Origin of the sequence: Pseudoxanthomonas sp. SL93 (assembly GCF_026625825.1) — a bacterium.
GTDB lineage: Bacteria > Pseudomonadota > Gammaproteobacteria > Xanthomonadales > Xanthomonadaceae > Pseudoxanthomonas_A.
This window is the reverse complement of the sequence record NZ_CP113065.1, coordinates 3669615-3685976: the sequence shown is the minus strand read 5'-3', so window position 1 is coordinate 3685976 and position 16362 is coordinate 3669615. Positions and strand designations below refer to the sequence as shown.

Genomic DNA, 16362 nt, shown 5'->3' with positions numbered 1-16362 from the left:
TCCGTGCCGTAGATGGTCAGCGCGTGAATGCATGGCTTCCCGTGTCGCGCGTCAGGGACGCCAGTTGGCATTGCGTTCCCAGAACGCCACGCTCCGCCGGTAGGCCTCGCGATCGAGCGGCACGCCGGAGCCGCCCTCCTCCACCCCCAAGGCATTGCGCATCATCGTGATGGGCGTCATCGGGATCTCGTGCGGCGTGGCGGTGTACAGGCAGCCGACCACGCCCCAGTCGCCTTCGATGGGCGCATTTTCCTTCGCCAGCTGCGCGGCGCTGTACACGATGACGACCAGGTAATCGGCCACGGGCGGCTCGATACCTTCGAACCAGCGCACCAGCACCGGCAGCTCGTCGGAGGAGCGCGCCTCGTATGACGAACGCAGTTGGTGACGGTTGTCGTCGGTGACCGGCACGGTGAGGCAGCGGGTGGACGTCCAGTTGCGGTGCACATGCAGGCGACAAAACGGCGCGTAGCCCTCCAGCACTTCAACCGGGGCCTCCTCATTGAGGCGGCGTTCGAAGGCCTCCGGGCTGCAGTCCTGGATGGCGTTGCGGCGCTTGTCGGCGGGGAAAAGGCGGGTGCGGGCGAACGGCGTGAGGACGATGGTCATGCGATGGCGGGCCAGAAAACGACCGACAGGTTACCCCGCACGGGCACTGCGCCACAGGATCGTGCGGCATGTGCGGGCGGCAGCCCAGCCCATGGAACAGGCTCGGCAGCGACAGATAATCATTCATCCCGATGAAGAGATATAATGCCGCCACGATCCGAACGGCCCCCTTCATGCCTGCCATCAGCTTCGAGTTCTATCCCCCCAAGACCGACGAACAGCGCGCGCAGCTGGACCGCACGGCGGAAAAGCTGAAGGTGTATGCGCCAGACTATGTGTCCTGCACCTTCGGTGCCGGCGGTTCGACGCTGAGCTATACCTCCGAGACCGTACGACACCTGCACCAGCACCATGGGTTCGAATCGGTCCCGCACTTGTCCTGTGTGGGCGGAAGCCGCGAGGAAATCCGCGAACTGCTCCGCCTCTATCGGGCGCTTGGCTGCAGGCGTGTGGTCGCACTGCGCGGGGACCTGCCTTCCGGCATGGGGTTCACGGGCGACCTGCGTTACGCCTCGGAGCTGATCGCGTTCATCCGCAGCGAGCATGGCGACTATTTCCACATCGAAGTGGGCGCCTACCCGGAAACCCACCCGCAGGCTGATGACGCCCTCACCGACCTGAAGCACTTCAAGGCCAAGGTGGATGCGGGTGCCGACGGTGCGATCACCCAGTACTTCTACAACCCGGACGCCTACTTCCATTTCGTCGACCAGGTGAGGAAGGCGGGCGTGGAGATCCCGATCATCCCCGGCATCATGCCGATCTCCAATTTCACCCAGCTGCGGCGTTTCTCCGAGGCGTGCGGTGCGGAGATTCCCCGCTGGATCGGCAAGCGCATGCAGGCGTTCGGCGACGACGCCGAGGCGGTACGGGATTTCGGCGCCGACGTGGTCGCCGGGCTGTGCGAACGCCTGGTCGCCGGCGGCGCGCCGGGCCTGCACTTCTACACGCTCAACCTGGCCAAGCCCACCCAGGCGGTGTTGTCGCGGTTGAACGTAGCACGCTGAACCGCACGCCTCCGGACGCCTCTCCGCGAGGCCTCTTCACGCGGCGGATGAGCAACTGAACGGCCCGCACATATCTGCGGGCGGACCGCTGACTTTCCGCCGTGGCCACGGGTAGGCTGGCGGAATGCGCTTCCTCCTGCTCCTGCTGACCGCCAGCGTTCTTTCCGGCACCTGGCTCCTGCCCGCCTCGTCCGCGCGCGCGCAGGGCGTGCAACGCTGCACGACCATGTCGGGCGAGACGGTCTACACGGACAAAGCCTGCGAGGACGTCGGCGCGATGAACCGGCTGCCCGATGTCAGCAACGCGGGCGCGGCCACGACGGGCCCGCTCTACCGGGGCGGCTGTTCGCGCACGCTCAGCGATCTGGTCTACCAGATCACCGCCGCCATCAATGCCAAGGACGTCAACCGGCTCGCAGGCGTCTATCAGTGGTCTGGCGTTCCCGATGCCTCCGCCAACCGCATCCTGGACCGACTGGAAGCCATCGTGCAGCGGCCCCTGGTGGACATCGTGCCGATACGGCCGGAGCCCGCACCCATCATTGATGAGTCCGGGCTGGTAGTGGATGCCAACGCCGACGGCTATTACCCGCAGACCTCGCAGCGGCAGCGACCTGTCGGACTGCGCGTGATGCAGACGCTGAAGAGCAGCGCCACGCCGTCCAACACGACGCTGGGCATACGCCGCGCCTACAACTGCTTCTGGATCGTGCTGTAACCCGGCAATCGCGCGCGATCAGGTGCGCGATGCAGGGGGCTCCAGGGCATCCGGCACTGCCACATCACGCTGTGGCGAGAAGCGCAGCGTCGCGACGACACCCTTGGGCTCGCCCGGCCGCACGCTCACCTGCCAGTCGTAGAGCGCGCACAGGCGGCTGACGATGGACAGGCCGATGCCGCCGCCATGCGAGTGGCCGGCGTGGGTACCGCGATAGCCGCGTTCGAACAGGCGCGCAGCGTCCTCCTTGCTCAGGCCGGGGCCGGAATCGACCACTTCCACCGCATCGGACAACAGGCGCACCACCACTTCGCCCTCCTTGGTGTACTTCACCGCGTTGCCGATCAGGTTGCCCAGCGCGACCGACAGCGCCGCTTCGGGGGAATCCACCGTCACACCGCCCTCGCCTTCCATGCGCAGCACCAGGGGCTTGCCGCCCAGCGTGGCGCGGTGGGCATCCAGCAACTGCTCGACCACGCGCGCGACGTCGGTATTGCCATGGCCGCGCTCGTTGCGCGAGAGCAGCAGCAGCGCGCTGATCAGGTCCGTGCACTGCTGTTCGGCGCGCTGGATGCGTTGCACCCGCGTGCGCGTCTTCTCGTCCATGTCCGGGCGCGACAGCATCAGCTCGACGGAACCACGGATGATGGCCAGCGGCGTGCGCAGCTCGTGGCTGACGTCGGCGTTGAATTCGCGGTCGCGCTGCACGACTTCGGTCAGGCGACCGGAGTAGTCGTCCAGCGCCTTTGCCAGCTCGCCGACTTCGTCTTCAGGAAAATGAGGGGCCAGCGGACGCGGATTGCTGCTGCCGCGGTAGGAACGCAACCGCGCAGCGAGTTCGGAGACCGGGCTCATCACGCGCGCGGCCGACCACCAGCCGATCAGAAGCGAGATACCGGTGAAGACCACGACCACGCCGATCAATGCCCGGTTGAACTTGTCCTTGCCCTTGGCGGACTCGGTCATGTCATAGGCAAGGAAGAACCACGCCTCGGGTGTCTTCTGCACCGCCAGCCAATACGAGAACGGAGAGCCGTCGCCGTCCGTGCCTGACAATGCATGAATACCGTTCGGCAGTTCGTACCAGTCTGGCTGCTCACTTCGCAGCTGCTCGAACTTGTCCGGCGCGAAGGCATACGCACGCATCGTCTGCACGCGCAGGTCGCGCTGGCGGCCGCCGCTTTCCATATACCGTCGCTGGTATTCGCTGATGTTCTGGCTGATGGCGTCCACCACCAGATCCTCTTCGACCCGATTGCGCACCCAGTTGGCCGAGAACGCGAGCAGCAGCGTCAGGCCAAAGCCCAACAGCACGAACGACAGGATGATGCGGGTGCGCAGCCGCCGCCGGAAGCGGCGGTGGCGGCGGGATTTCGACGACTCAGCTGCTGGCATCGGGTGCGGCGATGCGGTATCCGATGCCATGGCGGGTCTGGATGTACGGACTGTCGAAGGGCTTGTCGACCACGGCGCGCAGGCCATGGATGTGCACGCGCAACGAATCCGAATCGGGCAGTTCTTCGCCCCAGACGCGGGTTTCCAGTTCCTGGCGCGTCACCACGGCGGGCGATGCTTCCATCAGCGCCTGCAGGATCTTCAGCGCGGTCGGGTTGAGCTGCAGCAGCTTGCCCTGGCGACGCACTTCCAGCGTGTCCAGGTTGTACTCCAGCTCGCCCACCTCCAGCACGCGCGTCTGCACGCCCTTGCCGCGGCGCGAGAGCGCGTTGAGGCGCACTTCCACTTCCTGCAGCGCGAACGGCTTGATCAGGTAGTCATCCGCGCCGGAATCGAAACCGGCCAGCTTGTTGTCCAGCGAATCGCGCGCCGTCAGCATCAGCACCGGCGTCTGCTTGCGCGCCTCGTTGCGCAGCTTGCGGCAGACTTCCAGCCCGTCCATGCCGGGCAGGTTGAGGTCCAGCACGATCGCATCGAACTCGTGGACGACGGCCAGGTGCAGGCCGGTCACGCCATCGGCGGCGAAATCGACCGTATGGCCGCGCTCTTCCAGGTAATCGCCCAGGTTGGCGGCGATGTCGCTGTTGTCTTCAATTACAAGGATGCGCATGAATCAGAGTGCCTTAGAGTTGGGACCGCTGCGACTGGGTCATGGACTTGCGGGCTTCCTCGAGCTGCTCCCGGCGCTGCAGGGCGGTCATGCACTGCGTCGTGGGGCGGTTGGAACCGATGCGCTTCTCGCGGCGGCAGACCAGGCGGCTGTCGTCCGCGGCACGGGTGAGGATGGTGTTGACCACTTCCTGGTCGTTGAACACCCGCACCTTCTGCTCCTCGTTGAGGCCGGCCACGCCACCCGATTGCTCGAGCACGGCCGCCATGCGATCCAGGGCTTCCTTCACCGTCTTCCGGTCCTCCTGGTTGATCTCGCTGTAGGTCTCGCCATTGGCCAGCCTCGCATCGATGGCCTGCCGCTGTTCGGCGAACGAGCCGGTGACATCCAGTGCAGCGTGTTCCTGGGCCTTCTTGCTGGACGAATCGATCGTGGCGTGGGCAGTGCCCGCGAAGGCCAACATCATGAGCGAAGTCAAAGCGAGTTTGTACATCCTTGCACCTTTAGAGGAGTGGAATGCGGCGGGGGGAACGCTTTCCGGGCAGCGATGCGTGCAGGTTGCCGGTCAGCGGTATCGCCCCGATTCTGGCATAGATACCGGAGATTACGCTTCTGCCGGTTCCGGCAAGAAAAAGCCCAAGCGGGCGGACGCCCGCTTGGGCCAAGTAATGCCCCGATTACCGTAATCCTGTGCTGTCCAGATGAATCACCGGGAGGAACGCAGAGCTGCGGTCCGGACAAGGCTACGCGGGCAGCGATTAAACACCCGTTAAAGGCCGCGTTAATTCCAGGTGAAAACGCCCAGCCGGTCACGTCGGGCCTGAACCGGCCGCTAGCGGGTGGCACGCGTCAGGTAGGCGACGATGCTGCCGGCCACGTCCACCTCGCAGACCCCTTCGATGCCTTCCAGGCCGGGGGTGGAATTGACCTCCAGCACCAGCGGGCCGCGCTGGGAGCGGATGAGGTCCACCCCCGCGATCCCCAGGCCCAGCACCCGGGCAGCCCGGATCGCGACCGCCTTTTCCTCTTCGGTGGCCACCGCTTTCAGCGCGGTACCGCCCCGGTGGAGGTTGGAGCGGAAGTCGCCCTCCGGTGCCTGCCGGCGCATGGAGGCGACCACCTCGTCCCCCACCACGAAGCAGCGCAGGTCGGCCCCATCCGCCTCGGCGATGAATTCCTGGACCACGAAGCTGGCGTAGAGCCCACGCAGGGCTTCGACCACGCTGCGCGAGGCGGAGGGCTTTTCGGTCAGCATCACGCCCGCGCCCTGCGCGCCCTCGTTCAACTTGATCACGTGCGGCGGAGGGCCCAGCATCGACAGCAGGTCCTGGGTGTCGTCCGGGTTGTCGCCGAACACCGTCACCGGCAGGTCGATGCCCTGCGCCGCGAGTAGCTGGTGTGCACGCAGCTTGTCGCGCGCGCGCAGGATGGCGTCGGACGGATTGGGGGTATAGGTCCCCATCAGTTCGAACTGGCGCAGCACCGCGGTGCCGTAGCGCGTGATGGACGCGCCGATGCGCGGGATGACCGCGTCGTACCCGGCGATCGGCCGTCCCTTGTACCGCAGCTGGAAGCCGGTCGACGCGATGCGCATGTAGCAGCGCAGCGGATCCAGCACGCGCACCGTGTGGCCGCGCTGGCGGGCGGCTTCGATCAGCCGCCGGGTCGAGTACAGCTTGCTGTTGCGCGACAGGATGGCGAGCTTCATGGGCATGCGGGAAAGAGGTCGTGCGACAGCATGACACGTACGCGCGAAACCACCGTGACAGGCGGGCGCGGCGAGAATGTGGCGAGGGGGAGGGGCGTGGAGCGGGTGAAGGGAATCGAACCCTCGTCAGTAGCTTGGGAAGCTACAGCTCTACCATTGAGCTACACCCGCGGAGTGCGGGAAGTCTATGCCGGGCGGGACCGGCAAGGCAATGCGGCGCCGGAATACGGCGCCGCCCGCCCGCGGCGATCAGAAGCTGCCGCTGAGGGTCATGAACGCCGTGGTGTTGGTACCGCCCGCCTGGTTGACCGTGGTGTTCACGCCCAGGTCGGCATCCAGGCCGAACAGCCTGGTGCGTGCACCCATCAGCAGGGTGCCGTAACTGTCGTCGGTTTCCAGGCCCGGTACCGCATACGGCAGGGTGCCCGGCAGCGACAGCGACTGCGCGAATACTTCGTCGGCCGGGTCTTCGAACTCGCGGTCCACCGTCAGGCGGCCGTAGGGTTTCAGGTGGTCGTTGATGGCGTAGCTCACCTGCCAGCCGGCGCTGCCGATCAGCGAATCGAAGTCCTGGTCCGGATACGCCAGCGCGGTGGAGCTGACATTGCTCTCGCTGTAACCGTCCATCTCGATCGTCTGCGACAGGATGCTGACCACCGGGCCATGGCGGAAAGCGCCTTCGCCGAACTCGTAACCGGCGCTGGCGCCGACACTTAGGTTGGTGCCGTCCGGGGAACCGCTGTGGCGACGGACCACGTCGCCCAGCACGACCTCGCGGTCCACGTCGTAGGCAAGCCAGCTGTAGCTCACCTGCGCATTGGCCCACAGGCTGTCGCCGTACCAGCCCACGAAACCGCCCAGCGTGGCGTCGGACTGGTCGAAGCTGCCGCCGCGCAGCCCGAAGTCGTAGCTGCCGCGGCCATAGCCACCGAACGCACCGAACACCATCGAGCCTCGCGACCAGTCCACGCCGAACGTGCCGGCCGGGCTGGCGCCGTCGTACAGGTCACCGTGCCCGTAGCGCAGGAAGTCGCCGCGCACGTCGCCCCACCAGCGCATGCCGTCGGCCTCAGGCTTGCCGTCGACATGGGAGGCGACGCGATCGGCACGGCCGCGACCGATCACCGACGCGGTGTAGGGAAGCAGCGCGATCTGGCGCGGCCCTTCCAGCATCGACACGGCGTAATCGGCCAGGATGCTGTGCGCCTTCGACGACGGGTGCACGCCATCGGCGAACGCATAGGTGTCCGGCGCATTCGGCGTGACGTAGTTCAGCGGGCTGCAGGTCACGGACGACGCGGTGATCTGCGGATTGCAGGCGGTACCGGTGACGTTGCCGAACCCGTACTCGGCCGGGCTGGCGATGATCTCGCGCAGCAGGCTGAAAGTGTCCAGCGGAATCACCCGCAGGCCGGCGCCGTTGAGTGCGCCGAACAGGGCCGTGTTGTACGTGGTCGACAGCTGCGTGCCGGTGGCCATGCCCACCGCGCCTTGCGCGCGGAACTGCGGCGTCGCGCCCAGGTCCGGCACGGTCGGCACCAGGATGTAGCGCGCCCCCGCCGTCTGCAGCGTGCCGACAATACCGACCTGCGCGGTCACCGCGTTGGTGATGGTCGCCTGCGCGGGCGCCCCGCCGACCACGGCGAACAGGTCGTTCGCCCCGCCCCACACCGTATAGAGCGCGCGGGAATCCGCGCGGCCGCCGTTGGCCGCCAGATAACTGTTCACCTGCGTGGTCAGGGCCGGGATGGCACCTAGCGCGCCGGCACTGTTGGTGCCCACGCGCGCACCGCCCACCGCATAGTTGGTACCACCCTGGTTGGCGCTCAGCGCCGCCGTGCCGTAGTACTCGGCCATGTACTCGGACCAGACCAGCCCCGGATTGGTGGTGAAGCGGCCCAGCAGCGCGCCGTTGGGGCCCACCGCCTGGATCAGCGCCGGACGGAAGTGGCCGGAGTCGGTCAGGCTGTCGCCGAAGAACACGGTCTGCGAGTAATTGGCTTCCTGCGCAAGCGCGGGGGCCGCCGCCAGCGCCAGCGCAACGGCCAGCAACGAGCGGACAGGCGAAGAGGAACGGTTCATGCAATCTCCGGGGCAGATAAGAAGTGGATGGGCTGCACGCCGTCTCTCCCGTACGGCTGCGCATGGCGCGCATCGTTCCACCAAGCCGGCCGGCACACACGCTGCAATGCGGCATGTACCGGCCCCGTCTACGCCTGACCCCTGCCCATGCGCGACAATGGCGGCATGGACATCCAGTTGAACGGGCAGACCCGCCCGCTGCCGGCCGGCAGCACCATCGCCACGCTGCTGCTGCAGGAAGGGCTGGCCGAGCGCCGCGTGGCCGTCGAGGTCAATGGCGACATCGTTCCCCGCAGCCAGCACGCCACGCAGGCCCTTCATCCGGGCGACCGCGTGGAAATCGTGCATGCGCTGGGCGGTGGTTGAGCGCGCCCGGGTGCGCGATTCGCGGCCCCGCCTTCGCCAACATCGGCGATAATCGCCGCATGTCCAATTCCATCCCGACCGACCCGCTGGTGATTGCGGGCAAGACCTACCGTTCCCGCCTCCTGACCGGCACCGGCAAGTTCAAGGATTTCGAGGAGACCCGCCTGGCCACCGAGGCCGCGGGCGCCGAGATCGTCACCGTGGCCATCCGCCGCACCAACCTGGGCCAGTCGCCGAACGAGCCCAACCTGCTCGACGTGCTGCCGCCGGACCGCTACACCCTGCTGCCCAACACCGCTGGCTGCTACACCGCCGACGACGCGGTGCGCACCTGCCGACTGGCCCGCGAGTTGCTCGATGGCCACACCCTGGTGAAACTGGAAGTGCTGGGCGACCAGAAGACCCTGTATCCCGACGTGGTGCAGACCCTGACCGCCGCCGAAAAGCTGGTGGCGGACGGTTTCCAGGTGATGGTCTACACCAGCGACGACCCCATCCTGGCGCGCCGTCTGGAAGAGATCGGCTGCGTGGCGGTGATGCCGCTGGCCGCGCCGATCGGCTCCGGCCTGGGCATCCAGAACAAGTACAACCTGCTGGAAATCATCGAGAACGCCAAGGTGCCGGTGCTGGTCGATGCCGGCGTGGGCACCGCGTCCGATGCCGCCATCGCGATGGAGCTGGGCTGTGACGGCGTGCTGATGAATACCGCCATCGCCGGCGCCCGGCATCCCGTGCTCATGGCCAGCGCCATGAAGAAGGCCGTGGAAGCCGGCCGCGAAGCGTTCCTGGCCGGCCGCATCCCGCGCAAGCGCAACGCCTCGGCCTCCAGCCCGATCGACGGGCTGATCGGCTGACCCGATGACGGACCCGTTCTCCAGTTCCGGCGCCAAGACCCCACCCAAGCCTTTCACGGTGGAGGAAGGCCGCCGGCAGGTGCGCAGCTTCGTGCTGCGCCAGGGCCGCTTCACCGAAGCGCAGCAGCGGGCGTTCGATACCCAGTGGCCACGCTTCGGCCTGGACTACACCGGCCAGCCACGCGATTACGATGCGGTATTCGGCCGCCGGGCGCCGCGCGTGCTGGAAATCGGCTTCGGCAACGGCGAGGCCCTGCGCTTCGCCGCCGCCAACGACGACGCGCGTGACTATATCGGCCTGGAAGTGCATGCCCCCGGCGTGGGCCGGCTGTTGAACGCGCTGGCCGAAGACGGCAGCGACCATGTGCGCATCTACCACCACGACGCGGTGGAGGTGCTCCAGCACGAGGTCGCGGACGGCGCACTGGACGAAGTCCGCATCTACTTCCCGGATCCCTGGCACAAGAAGCGCCACAACAAGCGCCGGCTGATCCAGCCGGAATTCGCCGCGCTGCTCGTGCGCAAGCTGCGCAGCGGCGGGCGCTTGCACGCGGCGACCGACTGGCAGGACTATGCCGAGCACATGTGGGACGTGCTCGATGCCACGCCGAGCCTGCGCAACCGCGCCGGCCCACGCGGCAGCGTGCCCCGCCCGCCCTGGCGGCCGCAGACCCATTTCGAGACGCGCGGCCAGAAGCTCGGCCATGGCGTGTGGGATCTTCTGTACGACCGCGAGTAGCACCGAAGCACGCACCAGGAAACCGACCGCGACATGGAAAACGCGCTGACGCTGACCAACGACATGAAGCTCGTCCTCGGGCTGGTCGGCTTCACGATGGCGATGTTCCTGTTCGAACGCATCCGCGCCGACCTGGTGGCCCTGGTGGTGCTGGTGGTGCTGGGCATCACCGGGCTGATCGCACCGGAAGAGATCTTCGGCGGTTTCTCCGGCAACGCGGTGATGAGCATCATCGCCACCATGATCCTGGGCGCCGGCCTAGACCGCACCGGCGCGCTGAACCGTCTCGCCTCGTGGCTGCTGCGCCGAGGGCATGGCATCGAGCAGCGGCTGCTGCTGATGACCACCGCCATCGCCAGCCTCAATTCCTCGTTCATGCAGAACCCGTCGGTGATGGCGCTGTTCATGCCGGTCGCCTCGCGGCTGTCGTCGCGCACCGGGTTGTCGCTGCAGCGCCTGTTGCTGCCCATCGCCGCCGCCATCGTCATGGGCGGCGCGTTCACCATGGTCGGCAACTCGCCGCTGATCCTGTTGAACGACCTGCTGGTGTCGGCCAACAACAACCTGCCGTCGGGCATGGCCACGCTGGAGCCCCTGCGCATGTTCGCGCCGGCGCCGGTCGGACTGGCGCTGGTGGTGGCGTCCCTGCTGTACTTCCGCTTCTACGGCGACCGCAAGCTGAAGGAAGACACGCCGGACAGCGATGGTGCGGTGACGCCGGCGCGCACGGAAAGCTATTTCGCCAACACCTACGGCATCGAAGGCGACGTGTTCGAACTCGTCGTCAGCGCCGAGAGCCCGCTGGTGGGCATGTCGCTGGGCGAAGCCGAAGCGATGCATGACGCCCCGCTGATGCTGGCACTGCAGACCGGCAACGATACCCGGCTGGCGCCGCCGGCGGACATGCGCATCTGGGTGGGCAGCGTGCTGGGCGTGATGGGCCCGCGGCAGGAAGTGTCCGACTTCGCGCAGAACCATTTCCTGCGGATGTCCTCGCGCCTGCGCCACTTCGGCGACCTGTTCAATCCCAGCCGCGCCGGCATTTCCGAAGCCGTGGTGCCACCCACGTCGAAGTTCATCGGCAAGACCGCGCGCGAGATGCGGCTGCGCAAGCAGAACGGCATCAGCCTGCTGGCGATCAACCGCGACAAGAAGGTCATCCGCGACAACGTGCGCGAGGAGAAGCTGCGCGCCGGCGACATGCTGGTGTTCCACAGCATCTGGCAGGACCTGGGCCAGGCGGCGGAAAGCCGCGACTTCGTGGTGGTGACCGACTACCCGAAAGGCGAGCAGCGCCCGCACAAGTTCAAGATCGCGATGACGATCTTCGCCATCACCATCCTCATCGCCCTCACCTCCAAGCTGCCGGTGGCATTGACGCTGATGACCGGCGTGGCCGGCATGCTGCTGACCGGCGTGCTGCGCATGGACGAAGCCTATGGGGCGATCAACTGGAAGACCGTCTTCCTGATGGCCGGCCTGATCCCGCTGGGCTGGGCGATGGACAGCAGCGGCGCGGCGGCGTGGGTCGCTGGACATACCGTCGAGCGCCTGCCCGACGGCATTCCCATCTGGGCACTGGAAATCGCCATCGCGCTGCTGACCACGGCGTTCTCGCTGGTGATCAGCCACGTGGGCGCCACCATCGTGATGGTGCCCATGGCGATCAACTTGGCGCTGGCGGCCGGCGGCAATCCCACCGCCTTCGCGTTGATCGTGGCGCTGTCCGCATCCAACAACCTGATGACGGCCTCCAACCCGGTGATCTCGATGATCGTCGGACCCGCCAACTACACCTCGCGCCAGTTGTGGCGGGTGGGCGGTCCGCTGTCGCTCATCTACACGCTGGTAATAGTGGTGGCGATCAACCTGCTGTTCTGGTGGAACGGACGCGCGGGATGACCCGCCCCTCCCACCGTCCCATCCTGTCGATGCGGTTGCTGCCGCTCCGCTACGCCGTGGTGCAACTGGAAGCCGATGCGGCGCTGCCGGCATGGTGGCCCTCCAAGGGCCTTCGCCATGCCAGCTGGGCGGCCGATGAACTGTCGCTGGTCTGCGAGGAAACCTGCGTGCCCGTCGAGGTACGCAGCCAGCGCGGGTGGCGTGCGTTGAAGCTTCAGGGCCCGTTCGCGTTCGAACTGACCGGCATCCTGCTGGCGGTGCTGCAGCCGCTGGCGGACGCCGGCGTGGGCATCTTCGCCCTGTCCACCTTCAATACCGATTACGTGCTGGTGCAGGACGACGCACTGGCGGCGGCATTGGCGGCGTTGCGCGCGCACGGCCACCAGATCAGCGAAGGCTGAGCCCGCCTCAGCGACGCCCCAGCAGCGTGCGCGCCCACACCGCGCCGAAATGCATCCAGATGGCACAGAACACGCCCAGCCGGGTCATCGTGCTTCGCCGTGCGGACTCGAACCTGCGGAAGTAGCGCCACAGGCCGCGATGCTTGTGCCACTCGACGAAAACGGGCCGCGCACGGCTGGAAACGCCACGCAGGTGCAGCACGCGGATGTCGTTGGCCACGGCGACGGTGGCACCGGCCTCGCGTGCGCGACGGCACAGGTCCATGTCTTCGGCATGCAGGCGATAGCCTTCGTCGAATCCACGCAGCCGTTCGAACAGCCCGCGTGAGGTCAGCATCAGCGCCCCCGACACCACGTCGACCGGTTGCAGCACGACATCTTCCTGCACCGGTACGCCCAGGCGTGAGGCCGCCGCGGGGGAAGACAGCATGGCGGCGAAATCGGGATCGCGCCGCCGCGCCGCCACATCCCGCACGCCGTCCTCGCCGACCAGGTCCACGCCCAGCAGCGCATCCCCGCGCAGGCTGGCGGCATGCGCGCGCAGACGCGACAGCGTGTCGGCTTCCACCATCAGGTCGGGATTGACGAAGGCGAGCCATGGCGCGGCACTGTCGCGTGCGCCCTGGTTGCAGCCCACCGCGAAACCCGGGTTGTCGGGGTTGGCGATGAACCTGACCCGTGCATCCTGCAACGCGTGGCGCTGGATGAGCTCCAGCGTGCCGTCGCGCGAGGCGTTGTCCACCACGCGGATCTCTTCCACATCGTTGGCGACGCGCAGGCGCATCAGGCAGTCATCGATGCTGCTGGCGCTTTCGTGGCTGACCACCACCACGGCAATGCCGCCGCGCTCAGGGGAAGAGGTCACGCTGGCGCTCCGGCGAATCGATGGCGGCATACAGGGCGGCCAGCCGCTCGCGCGGCGCGCGCAGCGGATCCCCCATCAGGAAGGTGGCCAGGCGTGGCGACCAGGCAGGCCAGCGCGCGTTGAGCGTGTCCATGTCGCCGTCCGCGGGGCGGCCCTCACCGCCGCGCGCGACGAATGCCGTCTCGCACAGCACGTTGCGCCAGCCCAGTCCGGCCAGCCGCAGCGACAGGTCGATCAGTGCGGCATACCAGGAACCATAGCTGCTGGCATCCAGCCCACCCACGCGCTGGCGCGCGCTGCCGCGGATGGCGACGGCGTGGGCAACCGCGGCGGGAAGTTCGGGATGCAGCGGCGGCATCGCCGCGCATGCCTGCGCGGTGCGCTCGGCGTCCTGTGGCGGCGCGGCCACTTCGCCGAGGCGCGGCCATGCGGCGGATTCGCCGGCGTTGCACCACGGGGTGGCGGTGGCGATGGCCGCGTCGCGCGCAAGGCAGGCCGACAGCTGCTGCAGCCAACCCGGAAGCGGCTGTGCATCCGGCGCCAGCAGCACCACATCGCTGTTGCCGCAGGCGGCCAGCATCTGGTCGACATGGGCGACTTCGCCCAGCATGCGCGGACGCCGTGTGTAGTCGGCCTGCAGCCGCGTGCGCGTCAGCCAGCGCTCGATGATCGCCAGGCCGCGCGGACCGGCCTGCGCATCGTCGGCCAGCCACACGCGCGTGCCGTCGGGCGTGCCGGCATCCAGCGCGCCCAGGCAGGCGTCCAGCGCATCGTCATCGGCGCCCACCGGCAGCAGCACGATCGGCAGCGGAGATGCCGGGGACGGGGTCACTGCTTGGGCGGTGCGTAGAGCGGATCCAGGGCACGGAAACGCTGGCCGTATTCGTCGGTCAGGTCGCGGGCTTCCTGCGGGTTGCGGACGATGGTCGGCGTGATCAGCACGATCACTTCGCTGCGCTCGGTGTTGTTCGTCTTCCTGCCGAACAGCGCGCCGATGATGGGCAGGCGGCTGAGCCCGGGGATGCCCGCGGAGCCCTCCGTCGCGCTGTCGCTGATCAGGCCCGCCAGCATCACGGTCTGGCCGGCTTCCACGGCCGCTTCGGTCTTCAGGCGGCGCGTGTTGATGCGCACGTTGCCATTGGCGTCCGGCTCGCTGCCGGGCGAACTGACTTCCTGCACGATGTCCAGGAACACCATGCCGTCACGCGTGACGCGTGGCCGCACCTTGAGGATCACACCGGTATCCAGGTACTGCACCTGGCTGAAGGTGTTGTCGGTGCCCAGGCCCGGATTGACGGTCACGGACGAGATCGGAATCCGGCTGCCGACATTCAACGTGGCCTCGGCATTGTTGCGGACGAACACGGAAGGCGTCTGCAGCAGGCGCACATCGCTGACTTCATCCAGCGCCGTAATCACCGCGGCCGCGTCGTTCTTGACCAGCGTCCAGACACCGCCCGCCCCGCTAACGCCGCCGATGCTGCCCGCCAGCGTGCTCCACCGGCTGGGACCACCTGCATCCGGGCCGGCGAACGGACCCAGTCCGTTGTCCGTCATCGCGCGCTCGAGGTACCAGTTGACGCCATAGCTCAGGTCGCCGGTCAGCGAGACCTCCGCCACCTGGGCTTCGATGTGCACCTGCATGGGCATCACGTCGAGCTTCTCGATGACGTCCTTGATCGACTTCCACGCCGTGCCGCTCGAACGCACCAGCAGGGTGTTGGTTTCCTCCACCGCCGCCACGCCGACCCGGTCGCCGTCCACTTCCAGCGTGACGCTGGCGTTGCCGTCGTCGCGCTGGTTGAGCGAGAGGCTGCCGCTGCCCAAGCCGCCACCGCTGCCGCCGGACGAACCACCGGTGCCACCGAAGTCCACGCTGCCGCCGCTGTTGTTGAGGCCGCCATCGTTGATCTGCACCGGATCGGTACCCGGCATCAGCGACACATTGCCGGGCCCGCCGGTGGAGCGGTCGCCGCCGGCGCCGCCACTGCTGCCCGCGCCGAACACTTCCGCCAAGCGCTCGGCCAGTTCCCTGGCCTTGATGTACTTCAGTTCGTACGAGAACAGGCGTGCGCCCTCGCCGGCGCTGTCCATGCGCTCCAGCCAGTCCTGGATGTCGTCCAGGTAGGCCGCCTGCGGCGTGATCACCATCACCGCATTGGCGCCTTCCAGCGGCAGGAAGCGGAACATGCCGGCGCTGGGGGTCTTGCTGTTCTCGCCGAAGACCTTTTCCAGGTCGGCGACGACCTTGCTGGCACGGCTGGTTTCCAGCGGGAACACGCCCACCGACATGCCGGCCAGCCAGTCCACGTCGAAGATCTCGACCGTGCGCAGGTAGTTCTCCAGCTCGCTGCGGCTGCCCGCCAGGGTGATGAGGTTGCGCGAGCCGTCGATGCCGACGATGGCGTTCGGGCGCGCATACGGTTCCAGCACCTTCTTCATTTCCGCGGCGGAAATGAAGCGCAGCGGCACCACGCGCACCTCGTAGCCGCGCGCATTGGCAGGTGCGCCGGTACGCGGCGCCACCGCGCCGGCCAACGCCTGGTCGGCGGGCACGATGTTGTAGCGGCCACCGGTATAGATCAGGCGGGCGTTGTTCCAGCCCAGCACCATCTCCAGCAGGCTCATCGCCTCGGCCGGCGAGACCGGCTTGGGCGTGCCCAGCGTCACCGTGCCCTGCACACCGGGCGCGATGACGTAGTTCTGCCCCAGCATGTCGCCGAGGATCGCCTTGACCACGGCGTGCACCGATTCGCCTTCGAAGTTGAAGGTGGCGGCGCCACTGCTCGCGCCCGCCAGCGACGGGGGCGGCGCGGAGGCGGCGCCCCGGTTGATCATCTGGCCAGTACCGCGGCGGATCACGGCCTGGGGACCGGATTCGGGCAGCTCAGGCGACTGCAGCGGCGTGGTCTGCGCGCTGCCGGGGGCGGCGGTGCCGGGCGCGGCGGCTTCGCCCCGGCGCATTTCCGGCGTCGGCGGCGTGCTGGCGCAACCGGCCAGCAGGCCCAGGCAGAGGGAAATCAGGATCACGCGTAACGTCATGCCG

General features: G+C 67.7%; 16 protein-coding genes and 1 tRNA gene. 7 read left to right on the top strand and 10 right to left on the bottom strand.

Annotated features, from left to right (window positions below; translation table 11 throughout):
* Nucleotides 1–51: 51 nt before the first annotated feature.
* The gene (locus OVA13_RS17220) at nt 52–609 is read right to left on the bottom strand and encodes a DUF3228 family protein (protein WP_267791670.1); all 558 of its coding nucleotides are present in this window, start codon (nt 607–609) and stop codon (nt 52–54) included.
* A gap of 173 nt (nt 610–782) precedes the next feature.
* On the opposite strand from OVA13_RS17220, the gene metF reads away from it, so the two are divergent.
* Both metF and OVA13_RS17210 read left to right on the top strand, forming a co-directional pair.
* Nucleotides 783–1616 (top strand): methylenetetrahydrofolate reductase [NAD(P)H], encoded by an 834-nt coding sequence (gene metF / locus OVA13_RS17215; protein WP_267791669.1) that lies wholly within the window; start codon nt 783–785, stop codon nt 1614–1616.
* A 124-nt stretch (nt 1617–1740) separates the two neighbouring features.
* The gene (locus OVA13_RS17210; protein ID WP_267791668.1) at nt 1741–2334 is read left to right on the top strand and encodes a hypothetical protein; all 594 of its coding nucleotides are present in this window, start codon (nt 1741–1743) and stop codon (nt 2332–2334) included.
* Nucleotides 2335–2352: 18 nt separating this feature from the next.
* On the opposite strand, the gene OVA13_RS17205 is transcribed toward OVA13_RS17210, so the two are convergent.
* From OVA13_RS17205 to OVA13_RS17180, 6 genes are all read right to left on the bottom strand, one after another.
* Nucleotides 2353–3729: a sensor histidine kinase gene (locus OVA13_RS17205; RefSeq protein WP_267791667.1), complete on the bottom strand. Its 1377-nt coding sequence runs from the start codon at nt 3727–3729 to the stop codon at nt 2353–2355.
* The gene (locus OVA13_RS17200) at nt 3716–4399 is read right to left on the bottom strand and encodes a response regulator transcription factor (protein ID WP_055936695.1); all 684 of its coding nucleotides are present in this window, start codon (nt 4397–4399) and stop codon (nt 3716–3718) included. The genes OVA13_RS17205 and OVA13_RS17200 overlap by 14 nt, the downstream gene beginning before the upstream one ends.
* Nucleotides 4400–4412: 13 nt before the next feature.
* The gene (locus OVA13_RS17195; protein ID WP_267791666.1) at nt 4413–4865 is read right to left on the bottom strand and encodes a hypothetical protein; all 453 of its coding nucleotides are present in this window, start codon (nt 4863–4865) and stop codon (nt 4413–4415) included.
* 366 nt (nt 4866–5231) lie between these two features.
* Nucleotides 5232–6107 carry a 30S ribosomal protein S6--L-glutamate ligase gene (gene rimK / locus OVA13_RS17190; RefSeq protein ID WP_267793567.1) on the bottom strand — a complete coding sequence of 292 codons (876 nt, stop codon included), beginning with the start codon at nt 6105–6107 and terminating at the stop codon, nt 5232–5234.
* A 97-nt stretch (nt 6108–6204) separates the two neighbouring features.
* A tRNA-Gly gene (locus OVA13_RS17185) sits at nt 6205–6278 on the bottom strand.
* Nucleotides 6279–6356: 78 nt separating this feature from the next.
* Nucleotides 6357–8156, bottom strand: a complete 1800-nt coding sequence (locus tag OVA13_RS17180; protein WP_267793566.1) for an autotransporter domain-containing protein — start codon at nt 8154–8156, stop codon at nt 6357–6359.
* Between the two features lie 198 nt (nt 8157–8354).
* Between OVA13_RS17180 and thiS the strand changes: the two genes are divergently transcribed.
* From thiS to OVA13_RS17155, 5 genes are read left to right on the top strand one after another with little or no spacing between them, the layout of a single operon-like run.
* Entirely contained in the window at nt 8355–8555 is a 201-nt protein-coding gene (gene thiS / locus OVA13_RS17175; RefSeq protein WP_267793565.1) for a sulfur carrier protein ThiS, read from the top strand.
* 59 nt (nt 8556–8614) lie between these two features.
* The gene (locus OVA13_RS17170) at nt 8615–9409 is read left to right on the top strand and encodes a thiazole synthase (protein WP_267791665.1); all 795 of its coding nucleotides are present in this window, start codon (nt 8615–8617) and stop codon (nt 9407–9409) included.
* Nucleotides 9410–9413: 4 nt separating this feature from the next.
* On the top strand, nt 9414–10148 hold the full coding sequence (gene trmB / locus OVA13_RS17165) for a tRNA (guanosine(46)-N7)-methyltransferase TrmB (RefSeq protein ID WP_267791664.1): 735 nt from the start codon (nt 9414–9416) through the stop codon (nt 10146–10148).
* Nucleotides 10149–10181: 33 nt separating this feature from the next.
* The gene (locus OVA13_RS17160) at nt 10182–12050 is read left to right on the top strand and encodes an SLC13 family permease (RefSeq protein ID WP_267791663.1); all 1869 of its coding nucleotides are present in this window, start codon (nt 10182–10184) and stop codon (nt 12048–12050) included.
* Nucleotides 12047–12451 carry an ACT domain-containing protein gene (locus OVA13_RS17155; RefSeq protein ID WP_267791662.1) on the top strand — a complete coding sequence of 135 codons (405 nt, stop codon included), beginning with the start codon at nt 12047–12049 and terminating at the stop codon, nt 12449–12451. The genes OVA13_RS17160 and OVA13_RS17155 overlap by 4 nt, the downstream gene beginning before the upstream one ends.
* A gap of 7 nt (nt 12452–12458) precedes the next feature.
* Here OVA13_RS17155 and OVA13_RS17150 read toward each other — a convergent pair whose 3' ends face one another.
* From OVA13_RS17150 to gspD, 3 genes are read right to left on the bottom strand one after another with little or no spacing between them, the layout of a single operon-like run.
* Nucleotides 12459–13316, bottom strand: a complete 858-nt coding sequence (locus OVA13_RS17150; RefSeq protein WP_267791661.1) for a glycosyltransferase family 2 protein — start codon at nt 13314–13316, stop codon at nt 12459–12461.
* Nucleotides 13300–14148, bottom strand: coding sequence for a glycosyltransferase family 2 protein (locus tag OVA13_RS17145; RefSeq protein WP_267791660.1), 849 nt, complete (start codon nt 14146–14148; stop codon nt 13300–13302). Before OVA13_RS17145 ends, OVA13_RS17150 begins: the two co-directional genes overlap by 17 nt.
* Nucleotides 14145–16358: a type II secretion system secretin GspD gene (gene gspD, locus OVA13_RS17140; protein WP_267791659.1), complete on the bottom strand. Its 2214-nt coding sequence runs from the start codon at nt 16356–16358 to the stop codon at nt 14145–14147. The genes OVA13_RS17145 and gspD overlap by 4 nt, the downstream gene beginning before the upstream one ends.
* Nucleotides 16359–16362 lie beyond the last annotated feature (4 nt).

Bases quoted from the DNA above. Each gene is read 5' to 3' on its own strand.
- OVA13_RS17200 (WP_055936695.1), bottom strand. From the start codon at position 4,399: ATGCGCATCCTTGTAATTGAAGACAACAGCGACATCGCCGCCAACCTG.
- OVA13_RS17195 (WP_267791666.1), bottom strand. From the start codon at position 4,865: ATGATGTTGGCCTTCGCGGGCACTGCCCACGCCACGATCGATTCGTCC.
- trmB (WP_267791664.1), top strand. From the start codon at position 9,414: ATGACGGACCCGTTCTCCAGTTCCGGCGCCAAGACCCCACCCAAGCCT.
- thiS (WP_267793565.1), top strand. From the start codon at position 8,355: ATGGACATCCAGTTGAACGGGCAGACCCGCCCGCTGCCGGCCGGCAGC.
- OVA13_RS17155 (WP_267791662.1), top strand. From the start codon at position 12,047: ATGACCCGCCCCTCCCACCGTCCCATCCTGTCGATGCGGTTGCTGCCG.
- metF (WP_267791669.1), top strand. From the start codon at position 783: ATGCCTGCCATCAGCTTCGAGTTCTATCCCCCCAAGACCGACGAACAG.
- gspD (WP_267791659.1), bottom strand. From the start codon at position 16,358: ATGACGTTACGCGTGATCCTGATTTCCCTCTGCCTGGGCCTGCTGGCC.
- rimK (WP_267793567.1), bottom strand. From the start codon at position 6,107: ATGAAGCTCGCCATCCTGTCGCGCAACAGCAAGCTGTACTCGACCCGG.
- OVA13_RS17220 (WP_267791670.1), bottom strand. From the start codon at position 609: ATGACCATCGTCCTCACGCCGTTCGCCCGCACCCGCCTTTTCCCCGCC.
- OVA13_RS17160 (WP_267791663.1), top strand. From the start codon at position 10,182: ATGGAAAACGCGCTGACGCTGACCAACGACATGAAGCTCGTCCTCGGG.
- OVA13_RS17210 (WP_267791668.1), top strand. From the start codon at position 1,741: ATGCGCTTCCTCCTGCTCCTGCTGACCGCCAGCGTTCTTTCCGGCACC.
- OVA13_RS17205 (WP_267791667.1), bottom strand. From the start codon at position 3,729: ATGCCAGCAGCTGAGTCGTCGAAATCCCGCCGCCACCGCCGCTTCCGG.
- OVA13_RS17170 (WP_267791665.1), top strand. From the start codon at position 8,615: ATGTCCAATTCCATCCCGACCGACCCGCTGGTGATTGCGGGCAAGACC.